Origin of the sequence: Neptuniibacter sp. QD57_21 (genome assembly GCF_047778075.1) — a bacterium.
GTDB lineage: Bacteria > Pseudomonadota > Gammaproteobacteria > Pseudomonadales > Balneatricaceae > Neptuniibacter.
The window spans coordinates 3,266,718-3,293,323 of the sequence record NZ_CP180549.1 but is presented as its reverse complement, the minus strand read 5'-3'; the positions used below and the strand labels follow the sequence as shown (position 1 = coordinate 3,293,323).

Here is a 26,606-nt window from a genome sequence, read left to right as displayed (position 1 = left end):
GGTGATTACTCGCCTAGAGGTACACGAATAACGACACCACCCATAACATCACCGAGTTTAAAGTCTGTTTTAGGGCTATCTTTATGACCGTTGTGGCAGCTCACGCAGGCTTTTACAGAAGCAACATCCGCGTAAACCGCAGTGAAGTAGTCTTTGCCACCTAATGTTTCTGTTCCGTAGAAATTTTTACCTAGGTTTTTGGCAACGTACTCAAGGCCTTCTTTCTCCATGTCAGTACGTGGGGCGTTTTGTGAATTGATTGGCCAAATTGACTGGAGGGAATATGTGAAGTCATCCGTTACTTCAGATACAGATTCATAACCTAAACGGAACATCTGCGCTGGAAGTGGTACACCGTTATCTACATCTTTCCAGTGCTCAACTGGCATAACGGCATCAGCTCCTTTAGGGCCAAGACGACCAACAATGTATTTTGTGTAGTTAGTACGGTCAGCATTCATTACTGCGAAGAGTGCGTCAGTGTGTTTGCTTGGATCGATACCAACCGCTTTCTCTTCTTCCTGACAGCCTGTGATTGCTAGTGCAGTTGCCGCTATTGCAGTGGCTAAAGTTACTTTTTTCAGCATAGTATTTTCCTCGTTCCCCAAGTTCTCATAAGTAAATCGGTATAGGGCTATTTAGCTTCTCGGTCTAAAACCATCTGGATCGACGGAATGTTTTGAGAAGGTAGCCCTTTAAAATTGTTTTCAATCAGTACTTCGTCAGCCAAAGCGTCGATGCTGAATGAAAGGGAGTGACAATCCATGCAAACGCTTCGGATCATCTTTTCATTCGGACGTAAATTCATGCTTTGGTTGTGCTGTACGCGAACGACCTCTTCACCAAACTCTTTGTGCACTTCGCGCGGCATATGACAGGTCGCACAGGCCACGCCGCTGCCTGCAGGCAGCTCGCCTTCTAGCTCTTGCTTCCAAAGTTCTGCATGAGGTGAATTCGCGTAGTTTTGTGTATGGGTATCGTTGTGACAGCTGGTACAGGATTCGACAGCAGCGAGCTTCGGCTCAGGTTTATGAGCATCGTGGCAGCTTGCACAGTCCAGGCCTGTTGTATCAGCGTTCTCGTGGAAAGCGGCTCGACCGGTGACTGGAGACATCTTGCCCAACCCTACCGATAGTTTCATACCGTGCTTTCCTGCCAAAAAGCCTTTTTCTTCGTGGGTATGACAGCTATTGCATGCGGCAAGACCTGGATCGTCTTGCCATGCTTGTCCTTGTGGTGCATGGCAGCTGGTACAGTTCACACCAGCTGTCGCATGGATGCTTTCACTCCACTCTTTAAGGTGTTCAGGCGAGGCAGAAGGCGCATCAGCCTGATCTATTGATAGACTTGCTTTACGTTCGATTGATTGCGTACCGGTTCGAGCTAAAACTTGGGCCATCGCTTTGATCATCGGGCCTTCGTTGTTGCTCAAAAGGAAATCTTCATAGAGTGCGCGGTTGTCGTGATAGTTGTGGCAACCTGCCGAGGCGCAAGTGTCAAATCCCATGCTTTCATGACTTGGTCGTTCTTCGGCAATTTCTGCATGACACTCGTAACAGAAGTCGTCTGGTAGCGTTACACCCATCTCGAAGGTTTGATCTTGTTTATGTTCGCCATGACAGGTCACGCAGCTCACGGCATTGATCTTTTCGAGTCGATCAGCGTTACGTGGGTCGGTAAACTTTTTGATTGGGTGTGAATCGTGGGAGGTTTTCAGCTCTTCTTGGTGGCAGCCTAAGCACGCATCATGGATGACCTCTTCACCACCAAAAGGATCGGTGTGGCAAGTATCACAACTCATTTCGATCTGATGGTGACCGTGTGTCGCTTCACCGATTATGAAGTCAGGCTTCTGTTCTTCTAAGAACATCTGGTAACCAAAATAGCCTGCCAGCGAAAAGCAAAGCACTAACCAAGCAAGCCAGATAGATAATTTACGACTCATGAATATCTCTCCGACCTAGAAATAGTAAACACTGAGAATGTGGAAGCTTAAAAGGGCTGGAAGAGGCCAGCTCAGTAGCAAGTGACCCCAAAAGCCGATGCTGCGCAGTTGCTGACCGACATTGAAGGAAAGCTTATGTTGCATGCCTATCGCGAGGCTGATCACAATGCCTAAACCCGCTAAGAGTAAAAAATTGATCAGTAGCCATTGGTTAAGGGCTTGACCACTATTGAATCCGGTATGGGCCAATAAAATGACTAGGCAGAGGAGGGCCAAAATAGTGTGTAGACTGCGCCACAGTTTGTAAGAGCCAAGCTTGAGTGCTTTGCTGCGTTTCTTAAGCGACATAAGAAGGCCAACAACCGTGAGGCCTAACAGCGTGAACCCAGTTACTTGCTTGTAGAAACCATCGTTCCAGAAAAGATCTAAGCGCATCGAGTCTTGCACGGATGTGCTGACAGTAAACGCTGGCACCATAAGATAGGCGATCAATGCGGCTAATACCCCTAAAGAGGTGATCAATAAATTTCTGCTGTCCGGTGCGGCTTGTTGCTCTGCTTCGGAGCCAAGAATTTGTTGAACAAGTGGCTTACAACTACCACATGTGGTTGTAGCGCCTGTGCATTTGGCAATCGTTTCCATGGTGCAGCAGCCTTGCTGGTCCATGGCGTAGCTGAGTTGCCCACGAGTCACGTTGTTACAGTTACAGATCACTGCGGTTTCTGGCCAGTTTTCTGGGCTATTAGACGCTGGATTCCAAAGGTTTCCGGTAAAGCGGAAGCGCAAAATCTGCCATGTGTAAACTCGGCGTTGGTGGGTGATCAGCTCCTGAATACGAGGGATCTCATCCCAGTCGCCAATCGCCATTGCACCGACAATTCGTCCTTTGCGAATGGCTAGTTTGCGATATCCGCCATCTTTGGCCTTGTAGCTGAAAAACTGATTTTTATCGTAAGGCTGATCGTCTAAGACGTTACCCATACTGAATACGGATTCGCCGACGACTTTAAGGCGAGCAATGCTATGAGAGCCTAAATATTGGCTGTCACCTTGAGTCATATGGTTGGCAGCAACAGCGGCTTGTTCGAAGCCTGGAGCTACCAACCCGTAAACTTTGGCTCGGTGTTCCGCGCATTCACCAATGGCGTAAACATCCGGATCAGATGTTTGTAAGCTATCGTTGACGCGAATGCCGGTACCTACTTTGATCCAAGCTTTACGCGCTAACTCAATATTAGGTTTGATACCTGCAGAGATAAGTACAGAGTCACACTTGAGTGTTTTGCCATCACGCAGTCGGACCCCTTTTACTCGTTGATCACCGACTATACCTTTAACTCCGGCTCCGACAATGACGCGAATCCCCATAGATTCAAGCTGGCTTTGTAGCATTACAGCGGCTTCATCATCTAACTGTTGATTCATGATGCGGCTAGCTTGCTGGACCAAAGTGATGTTGGTCATATTGCCTTGCATGGCACGTGCGGCTTCTAAACCGAGCAGGCCGCCGCCAACCACAACTAAATCTTGGCTGCGTGTTGTACGTGCTTTGAGTTTTTCGGCATCGCGCATGTTGCGGAATGTGAATACACCTTCCAGATCTACACCAGTGATATGTGGAACGTGTGCACGAGAGCCCGTGGCGATGACTAGCTTGGCGTAACTGTAATGATTAGCTTCTGAATCTGTAACGCTGTGGTTTTCAGTATCAATCGACACGATCTCTTTGCAGAGGTATTTGAAAAGAGGGTCGTTATCTAATTCATCGAGTGGAAGTAATAAGTTTTCTGCGGAGTCTTGACCTGCAAGTAAGGCGCTCAGGCGAACGCGGTCATAGGGTAGGTAGGGTTCATTACCAAATAAAATTACGGGTGCCTGAGGTGCGTTTTTGCGCAACTCTTGAATAAACCTAAATCCAACAGGACCTGCTCCGACCACAATGATCGCTTGATCCCATTTGTCAGCACCGTTGCCCACTTTTGGTTGTACTTCGCTCATTATTTGCTCCCCTCGGTCGTACTCAATGACCTTGGTAGTTATAGAGCAAAAGGCTTGCCAAAAATGTTTTGTATGTACATTTTTTTATTTAAATCTATTTAAATTCAATAGGTTAGATTAATGTTTTTTATATGTATGAATAGGATTGCTCTTTATGTTGCTGTGCACCATAAATTAGCTTGGTCAAAAAAATAGCAATAAAACTGCGCAAAAAAGTTACGTAGTCGGTGTGCCAAAAAGGAGCAAAAGCGGTTTTTTGAGGGGGATGATTTAACCTGTTTGCCCCAATTTGGATAAAATTGAGGGGGGAATTAGTAAGCGTGATTTAAGGGTTAGCAAAAGGCTTTATAGTTACACGACTAGATCAACCTGCTGTAAGGTGCCGGTCTCGCCTTCCTCTGTAAGAAAAAGGCCTGTTGCACGAATCTTTCCTGCCATTTCGTCACTATATTGGCCAGCACTTAGCTCCCAATCCGTACGGGAATAACCGAGATATAAAGCGCCAATATCTTTGTCGGCTAAGGTGAACATGCTGCTACTGCCATCATTGTGCTGAACCCAGATGCGTAATTGATCCCAGATCGCATCGCCTTCATCGATAAAACCGTTGTTATCATCATCGTAGGCTGCGAGCTCTTTAAAGCCATTACCTGACTGTGCGCCAAACAGCTCGTTACCATTATCAATTGCACCATTGTTGTTTTTGTCGAGGGCGATATAACCGCTCGAGTCATCAAGACGATGAACGGTATCCAGCTCACCATCGCTATCTATATCGAACTCAATTGTATCGGCGCTAAGTTCGGCGGCTTGGCCAGAAAAGTTGATCACGAGAGGATCTTTAAGCGCTGCCCCCAAACGAATTTGAAAACTGTGATTCTCGCTGAGTGAACGGCTCATATTGAGTTGTAGGTTAAGATCGATAACCCGACCGTCTGCAGTACGCACTTGCCCTTGGACTTGAAACTGGACTTGCTCGGTCGAGGTCGTGGTTTCGCTGTAGCTGTATTCAAAGCCGTGTTCTAGGGCTTCGCCAGAAGTAATACTCAGTTGGCTGGCGGATGTCGTCGCTTGCTCAGTAGTAGAATTGTTACCGCTATTTCCTACAGCTTGCGCATCTAACATGCCGACGTTGAAGCTTTTGCCTGTCATGCTTTCAAACAGCTTTTTTAGAAGCTCAATTTTGATTTTATCTTCTGGGTTTAGCTCAAATAGACTTGAGCTACTCCCCGTCGTCTTTGTGATTAGCTGATCAAGGCTGTATTTACCGACATTTTCCCGTTCCATCTGTTTGCGGAAATCGGCATAGGTTGAGTCATTAGCTTGAGTGCTTTGATTTACCTCTTTTACCACCCGCTCCCTGTGGCTGCCTTCGACCAAGTTCTCTTTATTGAAAGCATCGCCAGCGCGAACATACCCCTCGGTTAGATGCTCTCTTATTTCGGTATAGGTTGATTGGTGCGCTGCACTCTCCAGTGCAATATCAGAAGCGGCAATACGCATTGCTTCACCCTCTAGTGCTAATTACTCCATTCGATAGTTATCGGCAGCAGTCGAGGGAAGCAAAGGATGAAACTAAGAATATGAAAAAGTTTCAGTTTCCTTTCGTAAGAACGGCGGGGTTAGAACAACAGTGTTTTAGAACCCTTGCCAGGAATCTCGCGAGCAAGCTTTGGTACTAGGTAACCCGGTAATGTTGCCTGCAGTTGTTGGTGCAACGCTATGGCTTGCTCGTCAGGGATATCAAAGTGAGCTGCGCCTTTTACCGGGTCTAGGGTGAATAAGTAATAGGGTAGAATTCCGAAATGAAAGAGCTTCTCACTCAGATCTGTTAGCGCGGCTAGGCTGTCATTTATGCCTTTGAGCAACACTGCTTGGTTTAAGACGGTAACGTTTGCTGTTCTTAGATCTGCGCTAGCTTGCTCAACCTGTTGATCCAGTTCATTAGCATGGTTGGCATGAAGAACCATCGCGATATCGAAACGGCTATTAGCAAAGAGTGTGGTTAACTCGGAGGTGACCCGCTGCGGGATTACTATTGGTAAACGGGTGTGAATTCTTAACCGTTTTAGATGAGGGATCTCTTCTAAATCAGTAATCATTCTGCATAAGCGTTTATCCGAGGTTGCAAGGGGATCGCCTCCTGAAAAAATTACTTCGGTAATGCTTTTATTTGCATTTAAGTACTCAAGTACTTGTTGCCATTGCCCAGAACCTAAGCGGTTGTCTTGATAGGGGAAATGGCGGCGAAAGCAGTAACGACAATTTACTGCACAAGCTCCACTTAGAATAAGCAGTACACGACCATGGTATTTGTGGATAAGTCCATCACTGTGGTTTGCAGCCATCTCTGCAAGAGGGTCGGTGACATAGCCTGGAATATCCGCGCTTTCTGCATCTAGCGGTAGAATTTGGCGTAACAAAGGATCGTTTGGATTACCTTTTTCTATCCGCTGTAGAAATGGCTTTGGCACTTTTAGTGAGAAGAGATTGCTCCCTTGTTGCGCGCCATGAAGTAGTGATGCGGGGAGATCTAATAGCTTAAGCAGCTCGGCTGGATCATCAACTGTGTGACTCAGGAGCTGTTGCCAGTCGGCTTCTTCCGTGACGGGAATGGGATTAGAAATAGAATTCATGATGTTTTTGTACGGAATTACGACTGAAAGTTGCTCGCATTTTCCTTTCAAGTAGAATGTCTGTCAATTTTACGATCAACAGGGTTTGTTGGTTGAGAAAAACTTACAAGAGATACAGAGAACATTATGGGCAACATTTCTACTAACCAGTTTAAAAATGGTCAGAAAGTAATGATCGACGGCGATCCATGCGCAATGGTTGACGTTGAATTTGTAAAACCAGGTAAAGGTCAGGCGTTCACACGTGTTAAGTTGCGTAACCTGATGTCCGGTCGTATCTGGGAACGTACCTTTAAATCAGGTGAGAGCGTTGAGCAGGCTGATGTAATGGATACGACTATGGAATACTCATACTACGATGGTGAGCTATGGTACTTCATGGATCCAAATACTTTTGAGCAGGTAGGTGCGGACGAAAACGCAGTTGCTGAAGCTAAGCCATGGTTGAAAGAGCAAGACTCTGTAACGGTTACTTTGTTCAACGGTAACCCAATCTCTGTGACTCCTGCTAACTTTGTAGAGTTAGAAGTAACTGAGACAGATCCAGGCCTTAAAGGCGATACTGCTCAGGGTGGTTCTAAACCAGCTACATTGAGCACTGGCGCTGTTGTACGCGTTCCTTTGTTTATCAACGAAGGTGAAGTACTAAAAATTGATACACGTACGGGCGAATACGTTTCTCGCGCGTAATGTTGTTAAGGGGCAGATCACTCTGTCCCTTTTCCTCTCCTAACTTTATTTCTCCTACCTTGTCATCTTCTTGACGAACACCACTACAAACAGCGCCATTGTAAAACTGCCTAAAAAGGCTTCAATAGCTGCAACAAACCTTGCGAGCCCTATAGGTGCTATGTCTCCATAGCCCAGTGTAGTGAAGGTTACAACGCTGAAGTAAATCGCATTGAGGAATTCTAAGAAGATCGCTATGGCACCGGTGCTGTCTGGGTAGATTGGATTGGATGCGGTTGTTCCGAGAAAGAAATACACCAGTGCGCACAGCAATATCAGACAGACTGAAAACATTACGACCCTGATAGGGGATTCGCCGTAACCACAAAACAGATCGACCCCCTTTGAAATAATGCGCCGCGAGCTATATAGGGGCATCTGGTAACGCCGCAGCCTCATCTCTTTCTTAAAAAAGTGACCTGCGATTTCAAATAGCCCTTCTTTTTCGCATTGTTTGCGAATAATACGAGCGACCTCTTCGGCTTCTTGGCACAGAGATATGGCTTCTTGAGGGTTGTTCTGCTGAAAGGCTTTTAGGGCTAATCTTTCTTGTTGTAGCTCTTTCCCCCACTCTATATTTTCCAAGCGTGTGTGGCTGAGATCTGCGCCGAGTAGATTACAGTTTTCTAAATGAGCACAGTGAAGGTTGGCGCCTGCCAAAGTACTTTTCATCAACGATGAACCACGTAGGTCTAATCCAAAACAGTGGGCATTGCGCAGATTCGCGCGGTAAAAGTCAGCTTCTCGACATTGGTAGCCGCGCTTGCTACCACGGTTTACCAAATTGATATCTTCCAACTGCGCGCGTGCTAACTGAAATCCATCGAGAGGCTTGCCTGCTTGAGCCCATTTTTCCACAGCGTTCTTTACGCCTTCATCCTGGCTTTTATCCACAGAAGGGTCGTGCCAGTAGCATAGGCCTGAGTCATTGGCGGGTTCACTGCATTGCCAACCATCTGGATTGCAATAAGAACAGTTTTTAGGTGTTGTCATGGCTGCATACCTCTACAGCGACCGTTATTCGGTGATATGCATAGTGCACTTAAGTGTAGAAGGGGATAAGTGAAGTGACCAAACAGATGGACAGTTACGTATGTGGGTTCATCGATTTAATTTTTATTGGAGGGGGGCAAGCTGATAAAGTTACGCCTAGTGGTTTTAGATGGAATAAGTAACTTCAGTATGAATGATTGGCAGCCTTCAGCTTCAATAGACAACTTGCGTAAACGCGGCGAGTTATTCGGATATATTCGTGATTTTTTCAAGCAGAGAGGTGTATTAGAAGTAGATACGCCAGTGATGTCTAACTGTGCGGTGAGTGATCCTTTTATCGATAGCATTGAGGTAGATTACCGCGAAACGTTAGGCGCAGAAGGGCGACAGTTATATCTGCAAACATCACCTGAATATGCCATGAAACGCTTACTAGCTGCTGGCAGTGGGCCGATCTATCAGATGAGTAAGGTGTTTCGAAATGGCGAATATGGTCGTCGTCACAATCCTGAATTTACTATGTTGGAGTGGTATCGCCCGGGCTTTGATGATGCTGACCTGATAGATGAAATTGAAGCCTTGATTAAGCCTGTTTTACAGTTAGATCAAGTAGAGCGTATCACCTACTCGGATCTGTTTTTCCGCTATTTAGGTTTTAGGCCGGAAGAAGTCATTTTAGAAGACTTAATTAAAGAAACGCGGAAGCATATAGATATCGAGCTAGATGACTCTGATCCGGATACATGGCTGAATTTATTGATGTCTCATGTGATCGAACCACAGCTTGAACAGGTCGATGCCATTTTTGTGATGGATTATCCACAAAGCCAAGCAGCATTGGCGCGAGTGCGGAAAAATTCAGCGGGAATAACTGTAGCAGCAAGGTTTGAGCTGTTTGTTAGAGGTGTAGAGTTAGCGAATGGCTATTACGAACTGACAGATAGTGTCGAACAAAAGCGTCGTTTGGATGCTGACCAAAAGCAAAGAGCTACATTGGATCTGCCGCAGCGCCCTCTTGATACACGTCTTGTGGACGCGCTGGAGGTAGGAATGCCTGATTGTGCTGGCGTAGCCTTAGGTGTTGATCGGTTGTTGATGTTAGCGCTACAGGAATCTTCCTTAGCCAATGTTATCCCTTTTGATCTGCCGCGTGCTTAAGTGGGGTATGTTAATCGATGAATGAGTTTAAGTTGGTTTACGGTGGTTATCAGAGCCAGCTTGGGCTCTATTGCGATATTTTGGTTGATGATCAGCCACTACTTGATTGGGTGAGTGATTATGAAGCGGCTTTTGCAGGCAGTATTAGTGGCGCCTACATCTGTGGTTTTAATAAAGAGATGTTGCAGCGAGCTTGTACTGATAGTGAGATCGTATTGACGCCATTTGTGTGTAACTGCGGTGATATAGATTGTTGGCAGTTAAACCTAACGCAATCTTGTTATTCAGATATCGTTGCTTGGCACAATTGGAATAATCCAGCTCGGTCTAAACAGGATGGTTGGGATTATCGAGATTTTGCTCCGCTGAATTTCTCAGCGGAGCAGTATTTTGATGAATTGAAACGCGCTCTTAAACTAATTGAGTCTAAGTTGGATCTTTAGGTTTTAGGCTGGTAGTTCATTGACTAGTGCACGTTTAATTCGGCGAACGGCTTCTTCGAGCGTGCTTCGTGTGCAGCCGAAATTCAAACGCATATAGTTATTGTCGCCAAAGTCTCTTCCCGGAGACATACCTATACCAGCTTGCTCAAAAAAATGTGCAGGGTTGGTCAATTTCGCTCCTGATACATCAATCCAAGCCAGGTAGGTGGCTTCAATTGGAGCGAGCTTTAGACCTGGGATCTGATTGATCTCCTTTTGTAGGTAATCGCGATTAGCTCTGAGGTAATCAAGCTGTTGTTGATTCCATGCTTCCCCTTCCTGATAAGCTGCAATAGCTGCAGTGTACCCAAGTAGGTTCACATCAGGCACTACACCTTTCTTAGTATTAATAAATTTCTTACGTAGTTCCGGATTACCAATAATGGCAAAAGAACAACCCAAACCGGCGATATTAAAGGTTTTACTTGGCGCCATGAGCGTTATCGTTCTTGCCGCGATCTCGGGGCTGAGTGAGGCAATAGGTGTATGTTGTAGCCCTTGGTCGAGAATCAAATCGCAGTGTATTTCGTCTGAGCAGATATAGAGATCGTGTTTAATAATAATCTCGGCAAGTTGTTCCAGTTCTTCTTTGCGATAGACCGTACCACCGGGGTTATGAGGGTTACAAAACAGTAAAAGTCGCGTTCTTTCGGTGAGGGCATTCTCTAACGCATCAAAATCGATGATCTTGCGGCCATCAATGTCCTGCATAGGTAGTGTGCAAACCTCACGATCTGAGAGACGAGGAGCCGACATAAAAGGCGGGTAGATAGGTTTAGGGGTTAAAACCGTATCTCCACTTTTACCGAGGCTACGACAAGCGAGGTTTAGACCGCAAACTAAACCGGGTAACCAAACAATGTCATTGCTATTGACCTCCCAGTCGTAAAAGTTCTGCATCCTTTCAATAACCAGCTCATTAAGCTCAACAGGAACATTAGTGTAACCAAAAACACCGTGGTCTATACGTTCATGTAGCGCTTTAATCACGGCAGGCGGAGACATAAAGTCAGTGTCGGCAACCCACATAGGTAGGATGTCGCTATCACTGTATTTTTCCCACTTCTGACTCGCTGTACCTTTACGGTTGATTTGATAATCAAACTCTGTGGACATGATCTCTCTACTTGTTCGTTATTTGCCGAAAACACGGGTTGCAAAACAGCCGCCCGGCGTTATAGTGGTGGGCATTGGATTACCACACAAATCCCTGTAGCTATGAGCTATCAAGAGAGTAAAGCAACGCGAAGTTTTAAGACTGGTTTTTATTGTCGATAGCGTTGAAAACTATCCCTGCTTTTTGAACAGTATAGTGCTCTCCTGTCCTTTTTTTGAATACAGATTTTGTAAAGAATTTAGAGAGCAGCGATAATTGTAAGTATTGATCGCTGGTGAGTCGGTTTGGAGCAAACCTTATGAGCAATGACAATCGTGTAATTATTTTTGATACAACTTTGCGTGATGGCGAGCAAAGCCCTGGTGCATCAATGACGCGTGATGAAAAGCTGCGTGTAGCTAAGCAGCTTGAGAAGATGCGTGTTGATGTAATTGAGGCTGGTTTTGCTATTGCGAGTCCGGGTGATTTTGAGTCGGTAAAAGCGATTGCAGAAGCTGTGACGGAAAGTCGCGTTTGTTCTCTATCCCGTGCGCTTGATGCTGATATCGACCGTGCTGGTGAAGCACTTCAGAATGCAGCAATGGGTCGTATCCATACCTTCATTGCAACGTCACCTATCCACATGAAATACAAACTGCAGATGCAGCCTGACCAAGTGGTTGAGCAAGCAGTAAAAGCAGTAACGCGTGCGCGTAACCTAATTGATGACGTTGAATTCTCGTTAGAAGATGCGAGCCGCTCTGAATTGGACTTTATGTGCCGCATCATCGAGAAAGTAATCGATGCTGGTGCACGTACAATTAACATCCCAGATACTGTTGGTTATGCGGTACCGGGTGAGTTTGCTCACACAATCGGTCAGCTAATCCAGCGTATTCCAAATGCTGATAAAGCGATTTTCTCTGTACATTGTCATAACGACTTAGGCTTAGCTGTAGCTAACTCTTTGGCTGCAGTTGGTGCCGGTGCGCGTCAGGTTGAATGTACGGTAAACGGTCTAGGCGAGCGTGCAGGTAATGCTTCTCTAGAAGAGATCGTGATGGCGATTCGCACCCGTAAAGATACCCTAGGCGTTGAAACGAATATCGATACGACTCAGATCGTACCGGCGTCTCGTTTAGTCTCTAGTGTGACAGGCTTCCCTGTTCAGCCTAACAAGGCAATCGTAGGTGCAAATGCATTCGCACACGAGTCTGGTATCCACCAAGATGGTGTTCTTAAACACCGCGAAACATACGAGATCATGACCGCTCAAGATGTGGGTTGGAATACTAACCGTATGGTGCTTGGTAAGCTGTCTGGCCGTGCTGCGTTCCGTACGCGTTTAGAAGAGCTAGGCACTACATTTGCGACAGACTCTGAACTAAACAATGCTTTCTCTCGCTTTAAAGAACTTGCTGATAAGAAGAGCGAGATTTTTGACGAAGATCTAGTGGCGCTAGTAAGTGATACTCGCGCTACAGCAAGCAGTGAGCAGTTCAAGCTAACAAGCCTATCTGTGACTTCTCAAACAGGTGAGACGCCTGTGGCTAAGATTGTGATGCAAGTGGGTGACGAAGAGAAAACAGCGGAAGCTACTGGCGGTGGTCCAGTGGATGCTGCATTTAAAGCGATTGAGATGATTGCAGATTCTGGTGCGAGCTTACAGATCTACTCTGTAAACGCTGTGACAGAAGGAACAGACTCTCAAGGTGAGGTAACTGTACGCTTGGAAAATGCCGGCCGTATCGTGAATGGTCTAGGAGCGGATACTGATATCATCATCGCATCTGCAAAAGCCTATATCCATGCTTTGAATATGCTGGATGCAAACGTTCAAAAAGCTCATCCTCAGGTTTAATTGAGGATTGAGCTCTTAAGTAAAGTAACGACAAGGTAGTAGCTATGGAGCAAGAACAGCTTAGGCATCAATATTTGGATGCAATGGGCATATCCAGCTGGCTACCTTGTGCCCCTCTCGCGGGAGCGAAACCATCACCTGATTGGGTTGATGACTTTCAGTATCCCGCTCCAGAAATTCCTTTCGATTCTCCAAATCGCTCTCAGCAGCAAAATGTAGCTAGTACAGCACCTGTTTCTAGAAAGTCATCTCCTGAAACTATGCAGCAGGGGATGTCGGAAGCACGCGCTGCTTTAGGTTTAGTGTCAGAAGAGGTTAACAAACCAGCTTCTAAACCTGTGGTTCCTATCGCAGAGGGTTCTGATGTAGTTGCTGAGCCTGATGAGGTTCAAACGCAGGAACAGGATGAAGCACCAGTCTTTAAGCTTGTCTTCCAGCGGATCGGTAGCGTGTTGATTGTGGACAGTTTACCGCCTCAGGGAGGTAATTTTGCTAACAATTATCAACAGTTGGCTGCTGCCATCGTGGCTGCTTTAGGTCGATCAGGTCCTGCTGGAGCTGCTTTTATGCTTCCTTGGCCGATGTTTGCTAGCAAAACCTTAGATCAGGGTTATAAGCAGGCCCTTAGTGCAGTTCAGCATAAGCTGTCAAAAGAACTGCAAACTGAAGAGGTACAAACGGTACTTCTCTTTGGTGAAGCTGCAGCTCAAATGGTGATGGATCGTAAAGAGAGCTTGGAAGAGCTTAAAGGTATCAGCTTCACGATTAAATCTGGCGTTAAAGCGATTGCGACCTACAGTTTGACTGAAGCGATGCAGCTTCCGGGAATTAAACGTCAAATCTGGTTAGACCTGAAATCTAGCGTTGCTTAAGCTTCTCCTATGAACATTGATGACCTTCAGGCCAAGGATCTTCCAGCAGTAGAACGTATTGCTCAATCCTGTTTCGCTCATGGTGCCTGGTCGGCTAAACAATACCTACAGCAAATAGAATCAGAGCGATCTGTCGCTCTTGGTTTGTATGCACCGGACTTAATTGGCTATGTCATGTTTTCGCAAGTTCTAGATGAGGCGGAACTGCTCCAGATAGCTATAGATCCAGCCCACCAAGGGTGTGGTTATGCACAGCTCCTGGTAAGTCAGGGAGCTCAACAGCTACAAAATGCTGGCGTTATTCGAGTGATGCTTGAGGTGAGGGAATCTAACTTAGCTGCAATAGCGTTGTATGATAAAAGTGGCTTTGTAACTGAAGGGGTGCGAAAAAATTACTACCCTTCAGTTCAAGGGGGGCAACGCGAAGACGCTGTGCTAATGGGTATGTCTATAGAGCCAGTACTCTGTAATTAATCAGAGAAGGTGCAGCTGCGGTTTCGACCACTGTCCTTGGCTTTATAAAGCGCTTGATCGGCTTGCTTTAGCAGTGCAGAAGGCGTTTCTGCATTGTTAGCAGTTGAGCTAATACCCATGCTGACAGTCACATGCTCTGCTGCTTGAGACTGAACATGTGGTATGGCTTTAGATGCTAGGGAAGAGACTATATTATTTGCTATCTTCTCTGCACCTTCGATATCAGTATCCGGCAGGATTATGACAAATTCTTCTCCGCCATAGCGTGCTAGAAGATCATGAGATCGATTAAGCTCACCTTTCAATAGGTTGGCTACTGCTTTGAGGCATTCATCCCCTTGCTGGTGGCCGTAATGATCGTTATAGGTTTTAAAGAAATCTATATCGAGCATGATAGCCGCTAGCTCATTTTGCTCCCGTTTATTGCGTTTCCACTCTTTTAACAGGTTGGTTTCCAGATCTCGACGGTTAGATATCTTTGTTAGTGGATCTTGAGAGCTGAGTTTTTCCAAGCGAGAGTTGGCTGCATCTAAGGCCTTTTTCATATTGGCGATACGTTCCATCGCCAAAATTTTAGCTTTTAGGACAATCGGACTGACCGGTTTTGTTAGGTAATCGTCACCGCCAGCATCAATACCTTCCTCATAGTGCTTTTCATCACTTTGACCGCTGAGGAATATAATAGGGAACCAATCATTGGGGAAGCGGTTGCGGATTTCGCGCGTGAGATCGAAACCGTTGCGGCCTGGCATTTCGACATCAGTTAGAACTAGATCAATTCCACCCTTATCTAAAGCGGCTAAGGCTTCGTCTCCTTGAGAGGCGGTAATAGGTGTATGATTGGCGTCCTGAATAACTGCGCTGATTATTTCACGAATAAAACGATCATCATCAACAACAAGAATATTCATTCGCTCTCCGCTTTGGTTTAGAAAAAAGTGATATGCGTCAACAAGAAATGACCCATATCTTTATCATATAAGTAGATAATTAATGTTCAATGTAAAATGTATCCTAATTATTAAAAAGTAGAAAAAATATGAGTTTTTCCGAAGGATTATTACATTCATATTGGTTGATTGGTGGTGCCCTTATTTACTGTATGGTTTTGTTTTATGCCATCAGAAATACACCTTGGTCTACATTAGGTGATAACCGAACATTGCAGCATATGTTATTTGGTGCCACTGCATTGCTAATGGCATTGTGGTCCATGAGGGCTGGAATTTCACCAGGGTTAGGTATTCATTTTCTAGGCTTAACCATTATGACCTTGGTTTTTGGTTGGGATTTGGCAATACTCTCGGCGACGGTTGCATTGGTTGGGATGGCCGTTGTAGGTAAGGAAAGCTGGGATGGATTGCTATTAAGTGGCGTTTGTTCTGTATTGCTTCCGGTTGCATCGACTTGGCTTGTTTATCGCTTTGTTGAAGCAAAAATGTTGAAGAATTTCTTTGTGTTCTTATTCGTCTGCGGTTTTTTAGGTGCGGGTCTCTCTGCCGCTGTAGCAGGCTTATCCGCGAGTGCGATTCTAGTGTTAGACGGTGTATACACGGTCGAGAAAATTATCCACGAATATGTACGTTATCTACCGCTGATTATGTTCCCAGAAGGATTGATGAATGGGATATTCCTGACAGGGATGTTGGTGTTTCATCCTGATTGGGTGCGTACCTTCGATGCCAAGGTTTATATAGACGATCAGTAAAGTGCTTTATCGTTTTACCGGGCGCTTAGATAGTTTTCGCTGCAGGGTCCTTCGGTGCATGCCAAGTGCTCGAGCTGTTGCTGATACATTACCATCATGTTCGTTCAGCACTTTTTGGATATGCTCCCATTCTAGGCGGTTCACCGACATTGGCTGCTCAGTCACTTCCATTTCAGCATCTGCCTCAATCTTATTTAAAGCGGTCAGAATTTGATCGGCATCTGCGGGCTTTGGAAGGTATTGGGTCGCGCCGAGTTTGATCGCTTCTACTGCTGTGGCTATGCTTGCATAGCCCGTCAGCATTAGAATTTTCATTGCAGGGTTTTGTTGTCGAAGTTTGGGGATCAGTATCAGCCCGGAGTCCCCATCCATTTTAAGATCGACAGTCGCTAGGTCTGGTACCCAGCTTTGAATCAGCTTTTCGGCTTCTTCGGCGCTACGTGCAACTTGAACTTCAAACTCCCTACGTGTCATTGCGCGTGAGAGTACGCGGGTGAATGCCGGATCGTCATCAACTATCAAAAAGCGTTCAGTCATCTGCATGCCTTATCGGAAGAGTCACTTCGGTTAACGTACCGCCTTCAGGGCGGTTATAGAGTCTTACATCGCCATCATAGCGTGCCAATGTTGTGCTAGTAAGGAATAGTCCTATTCCTAAGCCTTTACCCTTTGTGGTGATAAAAGGTTTACCTAGGTTGCTGCTCTGTTCAAGACTAATTCCCGGACCGTTATCGTAGATACGGAAATATACTGTCTGTTGATCCCAATCTAGCTCGATATTGATATCTTCGGGCTCTGCATCTGCGGCGTTATTTAGCAGGTTTAACAGGGCTTGTTTTAATGATGTTGTGCAGTTAAGAGAAGGCGGTTCTCCGCCACCTTGTACAGTGAAGGTACGCGTTACCTCTGGCCGAAGAATCATAAACTGCTCAATAACATCTTCTACCAGTGCCATGGTGGACATCTGCTGCGCAGTCGCTTGTTCCTCTTTCACGCTTTGACTCATCTGTTTCAGGCGCTGTGCACAAAGTTCGGTTTGTTGGCGTAAGAGTTGTAAGTCTTCTACTAGCTCTGGGTTTTCAGCGTGTTCATGCTCAAGTTCATTGAGTAGGACTTGCATGGTGCTTAATGGCGTTCCCAGTTCATGAGCTGTGCCGGCAGCCATATTGGCGAGCGATAGAAGCTGTTGATCTTGAATGCGTTTCTCGCGTTCTTGATCCAATGTCTCTTGCTGTATCTGCATGGATTGGCGCATGCGTACAATAAAATAGGTTACAACAATTACTGTTAGGAGGAAGTTGATCCACATTCCTAAAATATGGATATCGAACAGCTCCATAATGCGGTGCTGATGACTGTTATCCAGCTGAACTAGAGGTTCGTAATAAAACAGCAAAGAGCTATAGATGGCGATGATCATGAAGGCTATCAGCCAGACATAAGCTCTCGACATGGTAGCCGAGGATATAATTAGCGGGACGAGTAGTAAGAATATAAAGGGATTGGTTGCTCCCCCCATATGAAATAAAAGCGCGCCATACAGCGCCATATCTGCGATCAATTGAGAGAAAAACTCAGGCTCCGTGACAGGCCAAGGTGAAAAAAGGCGAGCGTAAGTCATCACATTTAGCAGCGCTAAGGCGGCCAGGGTTGTGCCAACTAGCCATACTTTAAGATCGGCCTGTAAACCGTAAATCGCAAAGATAACCGCGATACATTGCCCGAACAGGGTGACGGTTCTGATGTAAGAAAGCTGAATTAAATTATCGCGATGATTAGCCATGAAAGGATTATACCGTAGAGTAATGAAAAACTGACGAGGCAAAATGTCGCAGTGGAGGTAATTTGTCACAGTCAGAGTATAATGCCTGCTTTCTGTCACCATAAATGATGTTTATCCATGAGTATCCTGCAAGAAGAAGTTAATCAACGCCGCACCTTTGCGATTATTTCCCACCCCGATGCGGGTAAAACGACCATTACTGAAAAACTGTTGTTGTTTGGACAGTTGATTCAGCAAGCGGGTAGCGTAAAAGGGAAAAAAGGCGATCGTATGGCTACATCTGACTGGATGTCGATGGAGCAAGAGCGTGGTATCTCGATCACCTCTTCAGTTATGCAGTTCCCGTACAACGGTCGCATGGTTAACCTGTTGGATACTCCGGGTCACGAAGATTTCTCTGAGGATACTTACCGCACATTAACGGCAGTGGATTCTGCGTTGATGGTTGTGGATGGTGCGAAAGGTGTCGAAGATCGAACCATTAAGCTGATGGAAGTTTGTCGTCTGCGTGACACGCCAATTTTCTCGTTTGTGAACAAAATGGACCGTGAGATTCGTGATCCGATTGAACTGCTAGACGAGATCGAAGAAGTTCTGAAGATTGCTGCTGCGCCTATTACTTGGCCAATCGAAATGGGACCGCGTTTTAAAGGTGTGTATAACCTTTATACCGATACGATTCATGTCTTCCAGCCAGGCCAAGGTCATACTATTCCTGAAGATATTCAGGTTAAAGGTCTTGAGAGTGATCAAGCTAAAGAACTTTTAGGTGATATCTACGAAGACTTCCTTGATGAAGTGGAGCTGGTTCGTGGTGCAACTCATGAGTTTGATAAAGAAGAGTTTATGGCGGGCAAGCTGACCCCTGTCTTCTTTGGTACGGCTTTGGCGAACTTTGGTGTTCGTGAGATGCTAAATGATTTCGTTGAGTGGGCGCCTGCGCCAATTCCACGTGCGACACTAACCCGTGAAGTTGAACCGGCTGAAGAAAAATTCAGTGGTTTTATCTTTAAGATTCAAGCCAATATGGATCCGAAACACCGTGACCGTATTGCTTTTATGCGAATCTGTTCCGGTAAGTACAGCAAAGGCATGAAGATGCGTCATGCACGTATCAAAAAGGATGTGAAAATTGCCGATGCGGTAACCTTTATCGCAGGTGATCGTGAGAACGTAGAGGAAGCATGGTCTGGTGATATCATCGGTTTGCATAACCACGGTACGATCCAGATCGGTGATACGTTTACTGCAGGTGAAGATCTTAAATTTACAGGTATCCCTCACTTCGCGCCGGAAATGTTCCGTCGTGTGCGCCCATTGGACCCACTAAAAATGAAGCAGCTACAGAAAGGTTTGCAGCAGCTATCGGAAGAGGGTGCAGTGCAGTTGTTCCAGCCGTTGAAAAATAATGACCTAATTTTGGGTGCGGTAGGTCAGCTACAGTTTGATGTTGTTGTATTCCGATTGAAAGATGAATACAAGGTTGAGTGTAAGTACGAGCCGATCAGTGTGCAGACAGCGCGCTGGGCTGAGTGTGATGATGATAAAATGTTGTCTGACTTCCAGAAGAAGAATCACGATAACTTGGCAATCGATGGTAGTGGTCTTCTGACTTACTTAGCACCAACACGCGTGAACTTGAGTTTGGCTGAAGAACGTTGGCCTGATGTAGCTTTCCGCGCTACACGCGAGCACTAAACCACTTACCACTAAATAAATGGCTGCAAGCATCTAGGCTTGCAGCCATATATTTCCCGCCCTAATCTAATGCTATGCAATTTATCGATAGCCACTGTCATTTAGACTTTTCAGAATTTGATCTTTCTCGGAAAGAAATACTTCTTCAGGCAAGAATCGCCGGTGTAAGCGATATTGTCGTGCCTAGTGTCATCGCTGATAGGTGGCAAGACTTATTGAGTCTGGTTAAGTCGGATCATAATCTCCACGCTGCGCTTGGTTTACATCCCTGCTTTATGGAAAAGCACACTCCAGCAGATCTTGAAATTTTAGAAACCTTGTTGGCGACTGAGCAGGTCTGTGCTGTAGGTGAGATAGGGTTGGATCTTTTCATTCCTGAGGCCAATCTAGATCAACAATTACTCTATTTGAATGAACAATTAGCTTTGGCGAAGAAGTTTAACCTGCCCGTATTGCTGCATGTTCGTAAAGCGCATGATCAGATGTTAAAACAGTTGCGGCTAATTCAGCTAGAGCGAGGTGGTATTGTGCATGCTTTCTCTGGAAGTGAGCAACAAGCACGACAATATCTGGATTTAGGCTTCAAATTGGGTATTGGTGGAACGGTTACTTATGAGCGGGCGAAGAAAATTCGGCGGCTTGTGCAAGAATTGCCGCTGGAGTCTTTTGTGTTAGAAACGGATGCGCCGGATATGCCTTTAGCTGGGCATCAGGGGGAGGTTAATCTGCCAGCGAATGTGGCAAAGGTGGCAGAAGTGATAGCAGAACTTCGTCAAATAGCTGTGGAGGAGGTTGCAGCTATCACTACCCAGCAATCAAAGAACCTATTGCGATTAATATAAACCGCTTTCAATAGTGCCTAGAGCATCCCAAGCGATTTGGGTCTTGTCGTTAACAGGAATCTTAAAGTAGCGGCCTGTAGTGCCTGCAGGTGAGCTGGTGTAACTGCCATCGGCAGGGTTTAGAAGCATACGAGTAAGTGATACTGGGTAGTTTGGCCCTTTAACTTTAGTGCCGTAAGCTTCTTCAATAGGCGCTAGCTGAGCACGAGAAGAGACAATCTTAGTCATATCGCGACATTGAGTGGTATTGCCTAAGCAGATAAAGCGAAACTTTGTATCCACTAGGTAATAGTCAGTCTCGGTAGGCTCCGATTTGCCTAGGGATAATGAGTCCATGCTCATGCAGCCGCTTAAGCTTAAACCTGCAATCAAAAGTAATACTGCATTACGCATACTTATATCCTTATTTAGCAAAGGTCTTCAAAAGGGTTACTAACTTCTAAGCTCACAGGGTTGGCATAGCCTGGAAGTTTTATTTGTGAATCAGTGATTTTAAGATCTTCGCCTTGTAGCACGTTGTGGTCGTAGCGATAGATTGGTTTAGCTTCACCGAGAATGGCTGCTTGGTCATAAGCACTCGCGACAGCACGCGTCTGCTCAAGCTTGTTCTGATACTCTTTTAATTGTGTAGCGCTGTAACGTTTTTTAAGCATGTTGTGTACAACGTGTGGCGCTAGTACAGGTGCAGATGCGTTGTTGCCACCGAAGCCTTTAGAATTCAAAAGTACAGAGTCCATGCCGGTAGCACCCACGTCATGGTGTTGGTTGCTTAGATTCAGGTTGCTCTTGTGAACATCATCAGCAAACGTAGGTGTTGTTACGATGCCTGGGATATAGCCGTATTTCCAAGTACCTAGAGAGGTACTCAATTGATCACCGCCAGCGGTACCTTGAGAGTGACCTAAATAGCACTTAACTGCGGAAACCGTCCAGTTATCAATCGAGAAGGCTTTAGCTGTCTCGTTGATAACATGAGATTCGGTTACGCGGTTTTGCGGAGTGCTTGTCCCGTGGGCTTGAACAAAACTGCGTTGTTGAAGTGATTCTTCACCTAGCATCGAACGGATCAAAGAGGCTGACTTAGCTAGAGTAATATAGTTGCCTACGCCTGGAGCAGAGATCGATTTCTTATGGCCGTCAGCATTAACAAATACTTCTGGTACAGCACCATAGATTTCGGCGCCTAACTCAACAGCTAGATCATCACTCATCAATAGAACAAATTGGCTACTTTCGCCAATGGTGAATCCACAGTTATTACCAAACGGACGACATGCTTTGCGGTAGTCATCGCTGGTGAGTTCAGCAAGATTGTCTAATGCCAAAAGGTCCTTATCTTCAGCCAATGCGCCCATCGCGCGGAAGCCTTCGATAACTTCTGGGGTGATTGGGGCATCGCTGCCACCAACTAAAACTACTTTGCGACGACCGCTGCGGATATCATTAACGCCACTGCGCAAGTTATATAGGAAGGTTGCACAAGCACCTAAAGCGCCGCCAGTCGTTCCTACATTTCCTAGAATATAAGCATTCACAAAATCGGCTGGCATTTGCGCATAGCCAAGAGGCATCTGTTTAGATGTTGTGCGCTTACCAATCGCTGGGAATTTAGTTAATCCACCAAAACCAAAATCATCTAATTGACCAATAGAGTTACTGGCATAAACTGCAATCTGGTCTGGTGCAACGTAAGCACTGATGCGTTCAAATGGGATGCCGCTTGAAGAGATCGCATCTGATGCCGCAAAAACAGTCATTTGCAGATTACGTGGGTGATTACGAGATTGGTAGAGTTTGCCTGGTTGGAAGCCGCTAGGCAGCTGGCCTGCCGATTGAACAGGTGCTGTTTTGCTATCCGGTAAAATTGCTTCTAATTTACCTGTGACTTCAATATAAAATTGCCCAGAAGATGTCTCCGTCACTTGCCAATTGCTTGGAATGTTTTGCGGCATTTGGCGTTTACGTAACTGGAATCTTAAGGTTTCGTCACCTAAATTGATGCTTGCTGGCTTATTAAACATGACGTTGTTGACGTCAAAACAGCTATCTTCGATCTGTCGGATTAGAGTGCTATTGAGTAGTTGTTCTTGTAGAGACTCAATAAGGGACTCTGCAGTGCAAACTTCACCTTCTTGGTTTAGATATTGGCCTTCAGATGTTGTTGCTAGGCCAGTCAGAATAGCGAGATCGGTTAATGTCTCAGTGCGAGATTTAGAATCCAGCTTATCGATGATTAAACGGCGATAAGCATGGTGAAATGAGGCACGTCCAGCAGGGTTTATACCACCAAAACCAACAATGACAGGAAGCTGGGACAATTGTATCTCCTCAAAGGGCAGTACTACAGATAATCGAAGGGCTCTATCTAACCGCTACACAATAACGTATTTTAAGCGACAGTAGATATAGGCCAAATCTAAAAATTACAATCGTATTATTTTATCGGTGTTTACCCGTACTGACTAGCATCTATGACTTATTTTATTTGTTTTTAGTCAGCGAATATTCAGCCATACTATGGCCGAATTCAGGGAGCGCAAGAATCTTAGGAGATATGCATGAAAAAATTGATTGCTGTAGCCGTTACAGGTGTTCTGCTAACGGGTTGTCAAACGTTGGACCCTTACACTGGTGAACAGAAGGTAGGTAATACTGCGAAGGGTGCAGGTATTGGCGCTGTTGCTGGTGCCGTGTTGGGCGCTGCAGTTTCTAGTAAAAGTGATCGTGGTAAAGGTGCTTTGACAGGTGCGCTTGTAGGTGGCGCTGTTGGTGGCGGTATCGGCTATTACATGGATCAACAGGAAGCTTTGTTACGTCAAGAGTTAGAAGGCACAGGAGTGCGTGTCGAGCGTATTGGTGATTCTATCCGTTTGATTATGCCGGGTAATATTACATTTGCAGTTGATTCTGATCGTATCGCAGGTAGTTTCTACCCAGTATTAGATTCTGTAGCTAAGGTGTTGGCTAAGTTTGATCAAACTGAGCTGAATGTTGATGGTTTTACCGATAGTTCGGGTTCTTTTGAATATAACCAGCAGTTGTCAGAGCGCCGTGCTGCTCGTGTAGGTGATTATCTTGCGAGTGCGGGTGTTGAGCGTTTACGTATTAACGCTCGTGGATATGGTGAGCGTTACCCTATAGCTGATAATAAAACCTCTGCGGGTCGTTCTCAGAACCGTCGTGTAGAGATCAATATTAGCGGAACACGTCGCTAAGCATTGATATAGCACTCGAGCGTATTATTAGGTTCGAGTGCACTCCTTTCTTAATCTGCTTTTCGTTAGCGAGCGATAGCTAAATCGCCAGGCCTGATATTGTATGACGCAGCTGCGCTAGTGATGTGGCCAGAAGCTGAACCCATTTGGACGTCATCAATTACCAATGTTTGTTTGGTATTGGTTAGTTGAGTGGTTGCTTTCATATCTGGTGAGTAATAAGTGGACTTGCGGTAAATTGTAAGTTTGTCGCCTCGTTTCAAGCCCTGCTGCTTACCAGAGTTAATCCAGATATTTCGGTCTTCAACTTGAGTAATCATGGTAGAGAAAGGCTCGCAAAGTAATTCGTGTTGAAGTTCTTCAAGAATGGTTTTCTGGAGCTGTTTAACTTTTTTTCCATAATCCTGTTTGAAAAATCCAGCAGTATTGAAGCCTGTCTTAATTGTGCGATCTAGATTCCAGAGGCCAGCAGTTTGATAGTGTTTTTGGCTGACCAAGTGTCCAGTCATACCATCATGGATAAATAGGTCTATTTCAAAGTTTCGTAAGTGCCTTTTACTTTTGTAATCCAAGGTGTTGTAAAGGTCGATTAGGTAGTTTTTTTCGGCGTGAGTACGCGGGTCCATCATCGACATATCGCGGATAACGCCGGAGACAACATAGTTTACATTTAGTTGGCCCGCTGTTTGTTGCATGCTGGAAAGCGCACCATCATCCAGCTGATTGGTTGGAGCGAATTCTGGTTGTGGGTGAAGGTTTAGACGGCCGGCGTTATGGGCAACAAAAGACTGTTTGTTATTCATCAGTTGTGCAATTTGAGCAGGAAAAACACTGCTCACAGTCCCTAAACCACCTAGGTTGGCTTGTTTAAGTTTTAGTAGAGGGAAGGCGGTAACAGCAATTGACTTTGTATAACTGTTACTTACGCCGTTGTGACATCCTTGATCAATCAGCACATCAGCCCGTATGCGGATAAAAAGGGTATTACCAACGACCTTCTCATCGACTATTTCTATATTGGATACTTGGCCTAAGGTGTTGATCTGCATATTGTCGATTTCTAGGATGCCATCGCGAACGACTTGGCTGCTAGAAATATACACGGCGGCTTGCATAGAGGCTTGTTGTGAAGCATCTCGAATGGCAGCTTCTCGAGCAGAGATTATATCTTTGTTAGCAATAATAGCTTGGCCTTGAGCTTCAACAACAACTGCCTGAGCTGAAAGGGGCAATAGAAGTAGGCAGGCTAAGATTAATTTTTGCACTAGATTAAACATATCTCACCGTTGACCGATTACTTACACTATAAGTAGATAACTTAAATAACAGATGTTGGAGCTGTGGGCATCTTATCTCAGGGCGCTTAAAGCTGACAGTATGTAATTACAATATGATTGTAAATCATTGTATAAGGTCGCGTTTTGTATTGCTCCCTATACCTAGATGATTATGTTAGATTGTGGTGCGTAACCTTTGAGTTTGGAAGATCAGGATGAAAAATATTTTACTGCTGTTTGCGATCGGATGTTTAAGTGGTTGTATGCAGCAAACGAATAAAGATGCTGGGCCTGAGTCCGTGCATATTGAAAGTATGAGTCCTGAAGTTGTTGCGGAGCTGCATAAGCTAGAAAAGGCGCATATCGCAGAAAAGGAAGCGCTGTTGGAAAAAGAGCGTGCTATGTTACAGCGAGAGGTTGTGCAGGTTGATGTTTCTCCAAATGGTTTGGATCCTCTCAGTGAAGCTGTTCAGCAAATGGCTGTGCAGATGACAGCGGGTTTGCAGCAGAACCGCGTTAAAACATTCCCAATGGCAGTCATTCCATTCACAAATTTACATAATGAGCGCAAAGTTGGACGTTTTGGTGAGCGTATAGAACAAGCGTTTATTTATCAGTTGCAGCAGCATGGTTATAACTTGATTGACTACCGCGCGGCGGGGTTAACAACATCAACCAAACAGCCGCTATCGAAACAGAACCTGTCAGGCCTTAGAACACGCTACAAATTGTATTTCTTGGTGACTGGAACTTATGCGCAACATTCTGATGGCATGGTGATTAATGCCCGAGTGATTGATACGACGACTCGGCAGGTATTGGCAACTGGGCAGAGTCATGTGAGTAACGCTCGTTTAGAGGGTGGATTGCCAGGGTATAATCCTCTCAAAGCGTTAAATGAAGATTTGATTATCGAAAATGGAAGTGGGCCGGTTAGGTAAATCATCAAATGAAAAAAGCATACACAAATTTTTTTCGTAAATTGGCTGGGCTGTTTTTATTGACGCCAGTTTTACTTCTTCAGGGATGTGAAACGGCAGTTGAGACGACCATTGATATGGTTGAAGCGTTACCGGATGTTAATTTTCCAACCCGTGTAGAAGAGCCGAAAGAGCCTAATTGGGTGAGAGCGACGGGCTATGCGCCAATTAGCTTACAGCCGGGGAAAAATCGGCAGCATAAAATTCTGATGGCGATGCGCGCTTCTAAGTTACGAGCTTATCAAGAGTTGGCGGGTGTTGTTCATGGTCAGTATTTGTTTGGTACCACTTCAGTGCAAGATATGGTGCTGCAGAGCGATCAGTTTAAAGCTGCTGTCTCTGGGATCGTTAGAGGAGCAAGAGTTGTGAAGACTTATCCGGTGCAAGAAGATACTTATGCAACCACTTTAGAGGTGGATCTAAATCAGGTTCAACGAGCCTGGATTAGCCGCTAAATAGACAATAAAAAAGGGAGCTGATGCTCCCTTTTTTATTACTTAAGTTTTAATAGTTAAGCGATTATTTTTGAGTCGCTTCGAATGCTGCCATCTGCTCTGGTGTGGCTTTCTTTTGGTATTTGTCTTTCCAAGTGTCGTAAGGCTCACCGTATACCAGCTCTCGCGCAGCATCGTAATCGACTTCATGGCCGCGCTTTTCCGCTTCAGCTTTGTACCATTTGCTCAGACAGTTACGGCAGAAACCCGCCAGAATCATTAGATCAATGTTCTGTACATCTTTACGGTTGTCTAAGTGCTCTAGTAGACGACGGAATACAGCCGCTTCGATTTCATTTTGCGTTTGTTGATCCATGTTTTCCTCACTTTCTCTTAGTGCCTCGATTACCTGAGGCTACGGCTAT

Annotated in this window: 26 protein-coding genes; 12 read left to right on the top strand and 14 right to left on the bottom strand. The window is 45.4% G+C overall.

Going from position 1 to position 26,606, the window contains the following annotated elements:
• Positions 1 to 5 precede the first annotated feature (5 nt).
• The 5 genes from ACMXYS_RS14995 to epmB form a co-directional block, all read right to left on the bottom strand.
• The gene (locus ACMXYS_RS14995; protein WP_415882482.1) at positions 6 to 587 is read right to left on the bottom strand and encodes a DUF3365 domain-containing protein; all 582 of its coding nucleotides are present in this window, start codon (positions 585 to 587) and stop codon (positions 6 to 8) included.
• Between the two features lie 47 nt (positions 588 to 634).
• A complete protein-coding gene (locus ACMXYS_RS14990) occupies positions 635 to 1,945 on the bottom strand; it encodes a cytochrome c3 family protein (protein WP_415897001.1) in 1,311 nt (436 codons plus the stop codon).
• Positions 1,946 to 1,960: 15 nt separating this feature from the next.
• Positions 1,961 to 3,943: an FAD-dependent oxidoreductase gene (locus ACMXYS_RS14985; protein WP_415897000.1), complete on the bottom strand. Its 1,983-nt coding sequence runs from the start codon at positions 3,941 to 3,943 to the stop codon at positions 1,961 to 1,963.
• A 351-nt stretch (positions 3,944 to 4,294) separates the two neighbouring features.
• Entirely contained in the window at positions 4,295 to 5,446 is a 1,152-nt protein-coding gene (locus ACMXYS_RS14980; protein WP_415896999.1) for a hypothetical protein, read from the bottom strand.
• Positions 5,447 to 5,565: 119 nt separating this feature from the next.
• On the bottom strand, positions 5,566 to 6,579 hold the full coding sequence (gene epmB, locus ACMXYS_RS14975; protein ID WP_415896998.1) for an EF-P beta-lysylation protein EpmB: 1,014 nt from the start codon (positions 6,577 to 6,579) through the stop codon (positions 5,566 to 5,568).
• A 126-nt stretch (positions 6,580 to 6,705) separates the two neighbouring features.
• Between epmB and efp the strand changes: the two genes are divergently transcribed.
• Positions 6,706 to 7,269: an elongation factor P gene (gene efp, locus ACMXYS_RS14970; RefSeq protein ID WP_415882477.1), complete on the top strand. Its 564-nt coding sequence runs from the start codon at positions 6,706 to 6,708 to the stop codon at positions 7,267 to 7,269.
• Between the two features lie 54 nt (positions 7,270 to 7,323).
• Here the strand turns inward: efp and ACMXYS_RS14965 are convergent, their stop codons facing one another.
• Positions 7,324 to 8,301, bottom strand: a complete 978-nt coding sequence (locus ACMXYS_RS14965) for an ion channel (RefSeq protein WP_415896997.1) — start codon at positions 8,299 to 8,301, stop codon at positions 7,324 to 7,326.
• A gap of 189 nt (positions 8,302 to 8,490) precedes the next feature.
• On the opposite strand from ACMXYS_RS14965, the gene epmA reads away from it, so the two are divergent.
• Both epmA and ACMXYS_RS14955 read left to right on the top strand, forming a co-directional pair.
• The gene (gene epmA / locus ACMXYS_RS14960) at positions 8,491 to 9,459 is read left to right on the top strand and encodes an elongation factor P--(R)-beta-lysine ligase (RefSeq protein ID WP_415896996.1); all 969 of its coding nucleotides are present in this window, start codon (positions 8,491 to 8,493) and stop codon (positions 9,457 to 9,459) included.
• Between the two features lie 17 nt (positions 9,460 to 9,476).
• On the top strand, positions 9,477 to 9,902 hold the full coding sequence (locus tag ACMXYS_RS14955; RefSeq protein WP_415882474.1) for a hypothetical protein: 426 nt from the start codon (positions 9,477 to 9,479) through the stop codon (positions 9,900 to 9,902).
• Positions 9,903 to 9,905: 3 nt separating this feature from the next.
• Here the strand turns inward: ACMXYS_RS14955 and ACMXYS_RS14950 are convergent, their stop codons facing one another.
• Positions 9,906 to 11,057 (bottom strand): MalY/PatB family protein, encoded by a 1,152-nt coding sequence (locus tag ACMXYS_RS14950; protein WP_415896995.1) that lies wholly within the window; start codon positions 11,055 to 11,057, stop codon positions 9,906 to 9,908.
• Between the two features lie 299 nt (positions 11,058 to 11,356).
• Between ACMXYS_RS14950 and ACMXYS_RS14945 the strand changes: the two genes are divergently transcribed.
• The 3 genes from ACMXYS_RS14945 to rimI are packed head-to-tail and all read left to right on the top strand — an operon-like array spanning position 11,357 to position 14,244.
• The gene (locus ACMXYS_RS14945) at positions 11,357 to 12,898 is read left to right on the top strand and encodes a 2-isopropylmalate synthase (protein ID WP_415896994.1); all 1,542 of its coding nucleotides are present in this window, start codon (positions 11,357 to 11,359) and stop codon (positions 12,896 to 12,898) included.
• Between the two features lie 44 nt (positions 12,899 to 12,942).
• On the top strand, positions 12,943 to 13,770 hold the full coding sequence (locus ACMXYS_RS14940; RefSeq protein WP_415896993.1) for a hypothetical protein: 828 nt from the start codon (positions 12,943 to 12,945) through the stop codon (positions 13,768 to 13,770).
• Positions 13,771 to 13,779: 9 nt separating this feature from the next.
• Positions 13,780 to 14,244, top strand: a complete 465-nt coding sequence (rimI, locus tag ACMXYS_RS14935) for a ribosomal protein S18-alanine N-acetyltransferase (protein ID WP_415882470.1) — start codon at positions 13,780 to 13,782, stop codon at positions 14,242 to 14,244.
• On the opposite strand, the gene ACMXYS_RS14930 is transcribed toward rimI, so the two are convergent.
• Positions 14,241 to 15,155, bottom strand: coding sequence for a GGDEF domain-containing protein (locus tag ACMXYS_RS14930; protein WP_415896992.1), 915 nt, complete (start codon positions 15,153 to 15,155; stop codon positions 14,241 to 14,243). The genes rimI and ACMXYS_RS14930 overlap by 4 nt on opposite strands.
• Positions 15,156 to 15,283: 128 nt before the next feature.
• Between ACMXYS_RS14930 and ACMXYS_RS14925 the strand changes: the two genes are divergently transcribed.
• Positions 15,284 to 15,952, top strand: coding sequence for an energy-coupling factor ABC transporter permease (locus tag ACMXYS_RS14925; RefSeq protein ID WP_415896991.1), 669 nt, complete (start codon positions 15,284 to 15,286; stop codon positions 15,950 to 15,952).
• A gap of 6 nt (positions 15,953 to 15,958) precedes the next feature.
• On the opposite strand, the gene ACMXYS_RS14920 is transcribed toward ACMXYS_RS14925, so the two are convergent.
• Together ACMXYS_RS14920 and ACMXYS_RS14915 are read right to left on the bottom strand one after the other, a co-directional pair.
• On the bottom strand, positions 15,959 to 16,495 hold the full coding sequence (locus ACMXYS_RS14920; protein WP_415896990.1) for a response regulator transcription factor: 537 nt from the start codon (positions 16,493 to 16,495) through the stop codon (positions 15,959 to 15,961).
• Positions 16,482 to 17,735: an ATP-binding protein gene (locus ACMXYS_RS14915; RefSeq protein ID WP_415896989.1), complete on the bottom strand. Its 1,254-nt coding sequence runs from the start codon at positions 17,733 to 17,735 to the stop codon at positions 16,482 to 16,484. Before ACMXYS_RS14915 ends, ACMXYS_RS14920 begins: the two co-directional genes overlap by 14 nt.
• 117 nt (positions 17,736 to 17,852) lie before the next feature.
• Here ACMXYS_RS14915 and ACMXYS_RS14910 point away from each other — a divergent pair, with 117 nt between their 5' ends.
• Together ACMXYS_RS14910 and ACMXYS_RS14905 are read left to right on the top strand one after the other, a co-directional pair.
• The gene (locus ACMXYS_RS14910; RefSeq protein WP_415882465.1) at positions 17,853 to 19,433 is read left to right on the top strand and encodes a peptide chain release factor 3; all 1,581 of its coding nucleotides are present in this window, start codon (positions 17,853 to 17,855) and stop codon (positions 19,431 to 19,433) included.
• Between the two features lie 74 nt (positions 19,434 to 19,507).
• Positions 19,508 to 20,275: a TatD family hydrolase gene (locus tag ACMXYS_RS14905; RefSeq protein WP_415882464.1), complete on the top strand. Its 768-nt coding sequence runs from the start codon at positions 19,508 to 19,510 to the stop codon at positions 20,273 to 20,275.
• Here ACMXYS_RS14905 and ACMXYS_RS14900 read toward each other — a convergent pair.
• Complete coding sequence (locus ACMXYS_RS14900) at positions 20,267 to 20,668, bottom strand: hypothetical protein (RefSeq protein ID WP_415882463.1); 402 nt, start codon at positions 20,666 to 20,668, stop codon at positions 20,267 to 20,269. The two genes, ACMXYS_RS14905 and ACMXYS_RS14900, sit on opposite strands and share 9 nt — an antisense overlap.
• A 14-nt stretch (positions 20,669 to 20,682) precedes the next feature.
• Positions 20,683 to 22,593: a beta-ketoacyl synthase gene (locus ACMXYS_RS14895; protein ID WP_415896988.1), complete on the bottom strand. Its 1,911-nt coding sequence runs from the start codon at positions 22,591 to 22,593 to the stop codon at positions 20,683 to 20,685.
• A gap of 240 nt (positions 22,594 to 22,833) precedes the next feature.
• Here ACMXYS_RS14895 and ACMXYS_RS14890 point away from each other — a divergent pair, with 240 nt between their 5' ends.
• The gene (locus ACMXYS_RS14890; RefSeq protein ID WP_415882461.1) at positions 22,834 to 23,490 is read left to right on the top strand and encodes an OmpA family protein; all 657 of its coding nucleotides are present in this window, start codon (positions 22,834 to 22,836) and stop codon (positions 23,488 to 23,490) included.
• Between the two features lie 65 nt (positions 23,491 to 23,555).
• Here ACMXYS_RS14890 and ACMXYS_RS14885 read toward each other — a convergent pair whose 3' ends face one another.
• Positions 23,556 to 24,767, bottom strand: a complete 1,212-nt coding sequence (locus tag ACMXYS_RS14885; protein ID WP_415896987.1) for a flagellar assembly protein T N-terminal domain-containing protein — start codon at positions 24,765 to 24,767, stop codon at positions 23,556 to 23,558.
• A gap of 215 nt (positions 24,768 to 24,982) precedes the next feature.
• On the opposite strand from ACMXYS_RS14885, the gene ACMXYS_RS14880 reads away from it, so the two are divergent.
• Positions 24,983 to 25,708 (top strand): FlgO family outer membrane protein, encoded by a 726-nt coding sequence (locus tag ACMXYS_RS14880; protein WP_415882459.1) that lies wholly within the window; start codon positions 24,983 to 24,985, stop codon positions 25,706 to 25,708.
• A gap of 8 nt (positions 25,709 to 25,716) precedes the next feature.
• Positions 25,717 to 26,202 carry an LPP20 family lipoprotein gene (locus ACMXYS_RS14875; RefSeq protein ID WP_415892579.1) on the top strand — a complete coding sequence of 162 codons (486 nt, stop codon included), beginning with the start codon at positions 25,717 to 25,719 and terminating at the stop codon, positions 26,200 to 26,202.
• A 64-nt stretch (positions 26,203 to 26,266) separates the two neighbouring features.
• On the opposite strand, the gene ACMXYS_RS14870 is transcribed toward ACMXYS_RS14875, so the two are convergent.
• The gene (locus ACMXYS_RS14870) at positions 26,267 to 26,557 is read right to left on the bottom strand and encodes a DUF1244 domain-containing protein (RefSeq protein ID WP_415882457.1); all 291 of its coding nucleotides are present in this window, start codon (positions 26,555 to 26,557) and stop codon (positions 26,267 to 26,269) included.
• Between the last annotated feature and the right edge of the window lie 49 nt (positions 26,558 to 26,606).

Coding starts and splice junctions, on each gene's coding strand:
- ACMXYS_RS14995 (WP_415882482.1), bottom strand. CDS start 587: ATGCTGAAAAAAGTAACTTTAGCCACTGCAATAGCGGCAACTGCACTA.
- ACMXYS_RS14990 (WP_415897001.1), bottom strand. CDS start 1,945: ATGAGTCGTAAATTATCTATCTGGCTTGCTTGGTTAGTGCTTTGCTTT.
- ACMXYS_RS14985 (WP_415897000.1), bottom strand. CDS start 3,943: ATGAGCGAAGTACAACCAAAAGTGGGCAACGGTGCTGACAAATGGGAT.
- ACMXYS_RS14980 (WP_415896999.1), bottom strand. CDS start 5,446: ATGCGTATTGCCGCTTCTGATATTGCACTGGAGAGTGCAGCGCACCAA.
- epmB (WP_415896998.1), bottom strand. CDS start 6,579: ATGAATTCTATTTCTAATCCCATTCCCGTCACGGAAGAAGCCGACTGG.
- efp (WP_415882477.1), top strand. CDS start 6,706: ATGGGCAACATTTCTACTAACCAGTTTAAAAATGGTCAGAAAGTAATG.
- ACMXYS_RS14965 (WP_415896997.1), bottom strand. CDS start 8,301: ATGACAACACCTAAAAACTGTTCTTATTGCAATCCAGATGGTTGGCAA.
- epmA (WP_415896996.1), top strand. CDS start 8,491: ATGAATGATTGGCAGCCTTCAGCTTCAATAGACAACTTGCGTAAACGC.
- ACMXYS_RS14955 (WP_415882474.1), top strand. CDS start 9,477: ATGAATGAGTTTAAGTTGGTTTACGGTGGTTATCAGAGCCAGCTTGGG.
- ACMXYS_RS14950 (WP_415896995.1), bottom strand. CDS start 11,057: ATGTCCACAGAGTTTGATTATCAAATCAACCGTAAAGGTACAGCGAGT.
- ACMXYS_RS14945 (WP_415896994.1), top strand. CDS start 11,357: ATGAGCAATGACAATCGTGTAATTATTTTTGATACAACTTTGCGTGAT.
- ACMXYS_RS14940 (WP_415896993.1), top strand. CDS start 12,943: ATGGAGCAAGAACAGCTTAGGCATCAATATTTGGATGCAATGGGCATA.
- rimI (WP_415882470.1), top strand. CDS start 13,780: ATGAACATTGATGACCTTCAGGCCAAGGATCTTCCAGCAGTAGAACGT.
- ACMXYS_RS14930 (WP_415896992.1), bottom strand. CDS start 15,155: ATGAATATTCTTGTTGTTGATGATGATCGTTTTATTCGTGAAATAATC.
- ACMXYS_RS14925 (WP_415896991.1), top strand. CDS start 15,284: ATGAGTTTTTCCGAAGGATTATTACATTCATATTGGTTGATTGGTGGT.
- ACMXYS_RS14920 (WP_415896990.1), bottom strand. CDS start 16,495: ATGCAGATGACTGAACGCTTTTTGATAGTTGATGACGATCCGGCATTC.
- ACMXYS_RS14915 (WP_415896989.1), bottom strand. CDS start 17,735: ATGGCTAATCATCGCGATAATTTAATTCAGCTTTCTTACATCAGAACC.
- ACMXYS_RS14910 (WP_415882465.1), top strand. CDS start 17,853: ATGAGTATCCTGCAAGAAGAAGTTAATCAACGCCGCACCTTTGCGATT.
- ACMXYS_RS14905 (WP_415882464.1), top strand. CDS start 19,508: ATGCAATTTATCGATAGCCACTGTCATTTAGACTTTTCAGAATTTGAT.
- ACMXYS_RS14900 (WP_415882463.1), bottom strand. CDS start 20,668: ATGCGTAATGCAGTATTACTTTTGATTGCAGGTTTAAGCTTAAGCGGC.
- ACMXYS_RS14890 (WP_415882461.1), top strand. CDS start 22,834: ATGAAAAAATTGATTGCTGTAGCCGTTACAGGTGTTCTGCTAACGGGT.
- ACMXYS_RS14885 (WP_415896987.1), bottom strand. CDS start 24,767: ATGTTTAATCTAGTGCAAAAATTAATCTTAGCCTGCCTACTTCTATTG.
- ACMXYS_RS14880 (WP_415882459.1), top strand. CDS start 24,983: ATGAAAAATATTTTACTGCTGTTTGCGATCGGATGTTTAAGTGGTTGT.
- ACMXYS_RS14875 (WP_415892579.1), top strand. CDS start 25,717: ATGAAAAAAGCATACACAAATTTTTTTCGTAAATTGGCTGGGCTGTTT.
- ACMXYS_RS14870 (WP_415882457.1), bottom strand. CDS start 26,557: ATGGATCAACAAACGCAAAATGAAATCGAAGCGGCTGTATTCCGTCGT.